This is a genomic window from Streptomyces sp. 13-12-16 (genome assembly GCF_002114215.1).
Classification (GTDB): Bacteria; Actinomycetota; Actinomycetes; order Streptomycetales; family Streptomycetaceae; genus Streptomyces.
In genome coordinates this window covers 1-2,746 of the sequence record NZ_NCTE01001237.1, presented here as the reverse complement: position 1 = coordinate 2,746, position 2,746 = coordinate 1, and the positions used below count along the sequence as shown (strand labels likewise).

General features: G+C 71.5%; 1 protein-coding gene and 1 pseudogene. Both read right to left on the bottom strand.

What is annotated here, in order from left to right; translation table 11 throughout:
- Nucleotides 1–513, bottom strand: a pseudogene (locus B7767_RS38340) (hypothetical protein); the annotation flags it as partial.
- A 102-nt stretch (nucleotides 514–615) separates the two neighbouring features.
- On the bottom strand, nucleotides 616–2,220 hold the full coding sequence (gene cimA / locus B7767_RS38335) for a citramalate synthase (RefSeq protein ID WP_085576004.1): 1,605 nt from the start codon (nucleotides 2,218–2,220) through the stop codon (nucleotides 616–618).
- Nucleotides 2,221–2,746 lie beyond the last annotated feature (526 nt).

The following is a 2,746-nucleotide window of genomic DNA, read 5'->3' as shown; positions in this document are numbered from 1 at the left end:
GCCCCCGCCGCTCCAGGAGTTCGGCGCGGAGCCGCCGGTGCTGCGCAGCGCGTTGTCGACGAAGTCGTTCAGCTGGGCCTTGGCGTCGCCGGTGCCCTGTACGGACTGGACCAGGTTCCGCACGCCCTGGCGGCTGAGCACGCTGCTGTCGGCGCGCGCGTCGAACTCGTCGCCGAGGCGGATGCCGTACAGACCGGTGACGCCGGTCTCGGTGCGCAGGTCCTGGAAGAGGTTCTGCGTCGGATAGCCCGCCGGGAGGACCGCCACGAAGACGGGTTCGTCCGCGTCCTCGATCTTGTCGGCGAGGGCCTCGGCGTCGGACTCCGCCAGGATGTCCCGGGCCTCGGGGTCGACGTAGACGGGACTCTCGCGCAGTTCGCGGGCGATCTCGGAGAGGTCCGTGGCCGCCTGCGCCCCGGGCGCGCCGGCCGTCAGGACCGCCAGCGCGGCGGCCACCGGCACGATCAGCAGGCGTATCAGACGTACGTGGATACGCGTCGGCGCAGCCTTCATACGTACGAAAGTACCCAAATGGACGATAAACAGACATCGGGCCCGGCGGGGATTCCGGTGCCGCCCCGCCGGACCCGCCGGGCCCGTCGTCCTCGGCGCTTCCTACGCGGCCGGTTCCACCCCGGCCCGCAGCAGCCCGTACGCGTAGGCGTCCTCCAGCGCCTGCCAGGACGCGGCGATGACGTTCTCGGCGACGCCCACCGTCGACCACTCCCCCGCCCCGTCGGACGTGGAGATCAGGACGCGGGTGGTGGACTGGGTGCCGTGCTTGCCCTCCAGGATGCGGACCTTGTAGTCGACCAGCTCCAGCTTGGCGAGCTGCGGGTAGATCTTCTCCAGGGCGACCCGCAGGGCGCGGTCCAGGGCGTTGACCGGGCCGTTGCCCTCCGCGGTGGCGACGATGCGCTCGCTCTTGGCCCACAGCTTCACCGTGGCCTCGTTGGCGTGGGTGCCGTCGGGACGGTCCTCGACGATCGCGCGCCAGGACTCGACGTCGAAGTACTTCAGCGGCCTGCCCTCGGCCTCCGCCCGGAGCAGCAGCTCGAAGGAGGCGTCGGCCGCCTCGTACGTGTAGCCCTTGAGCTCGCGCTCCTTGACCCGCTCGACGACCCGGCCGACCAGTTCGCGGTCGCCGCCGAGGTCGATGCCGAGCTCCTTGCCCTTGAGCTCGATGGAGGCGCGTCCGGCCATGTCGGAGACGAGCATCCGCATGGTGTTGCCGACCTGCTCGGGGTCGATGTGCTGGTAGAGGTCCGGGTCGACCTTGATCGCGGAGGCGTGCAGTCCGGCCTTGTGCGCGAAGGCGGAGACACCGACGTACGGCTGGTGCGTGGACGGGGTGAGGTTGACGACCTCGGCGATGGCGTGCGAGATGCGGGTCATCTCGCGCAGCCGGCCCTCGGGCAGGACCTGCTTGCCGTACTTCAGCTCCAGGGCGGCCACGACCGGGAACAGGTTGGCGTTGCCGACCCGTTCGCCGTAGCCGTTGGCGGTGCACTGGACGTGGGTGGCGCCCGCGTCGACGGCGGCGAGGGTGTTGGCGACCGCGCAGCCGGTGTCGTCCTGGGCGTGGATGCCGAGCCGGGCGCCGGTGTCGGCGAGCACGGTGGAGACCACGGCCTGGATCTGCGCCGGGAGCATGCCGCCGTTGGTGTCGCACAGGACGACCACGTCGGCGCCGGCCTCGGAGGCGGCGCGGACCACGGACTTCGCGTACTCGGGGTTGGCGCGGTAGCCGTCGAAGAAGTGCTCGCAGTCGACGAAGACCCGGCGGCCCTCCCCCTTGAGGAAGGAGACCGTGTCGCGGACCATCTCCAGGTTCTCGTCGAGGGTGGTGCGCAGGGCGAGCTCGACATGGCGGTCGTGGGACTTCGCGACCAGCGTGATCACCGGTGCGCCGGAGTCGAGGAGCGCCCTCACCTGGGGGTCCTTCGCGGCGCTGGTGCCGGCGCGGCGGGTGGCGCCGAAGGCGACCAGCGTCGCGTGCCGGAACTCGATCTCCTGCCGGGCGCGGGCGAAGAACTCGGTGTCCCGCGGGTTCGCGCCGGGCCAGCCGCCCTCGATGAAGCCCACTCCGAACTCGTCCAGGTGCCGTGCGATGGCGAGCTTGTCGGCGACCGTGAGGTTGATGCCCTCGCGCTGGGCGCCGTCGCGCAGGGTGGTGTCGAAGACGTGGAACGAGTCGTCGGGCTCGCTGGTTGCGGTCATGGTCTGAAGGCTCCTGAGTTGATCTCGGTCTACCGGAATGACCGGTTCCACCGTTCTCCCATGGTCCCTTGCGCCCCGTTCCCGGCCGCGGGTGGGGCCAGGAAACAGAAAAACCCCTCGCGGGTGCGAGAGGTCTGCGCGCGGGTCGAGGACGACGGTGTCCGCCCGTACCGTGTCGTACGTGCGGTCACTGCGGACCGGCGCGCCTGCTGCCAATAATCGTGGCGAACGAGAGCACGGGGGCAGTCTGGCACAATCCGCCCCCGCGCTCACGATCCGTCTCAGGATGCGGGCGGTGCGTGGTCGGCGCGGGCGGCGGACGAGGACGTCCCGCGGTCCGTCGGTGTCCTCCGGCACCAGGTCGTCCGCGGCCGGCTCGAGGACGACGTGGCGGCCGTCGCCGCTCACCGACGCCGTCCGCGAGTCCGCGGACGCCTGCGCACCGGTCACAAGGACGCCGACGCGCCCGGTCTCCCCCGCGCCGGAGCGGCCGGCGCGGACAGTGCCGCCGTCGCCACCACGGCCC

Bases quoted from the DNA above. Each gene is read 5' to 3' on its own strand.
- cimA (WP_085576004.1), bottom strand. From the start codon at position 2,220: ATGACCGCAACCAGCGAGCCCGACGACTCGTTCCACGTCTTCGACACC.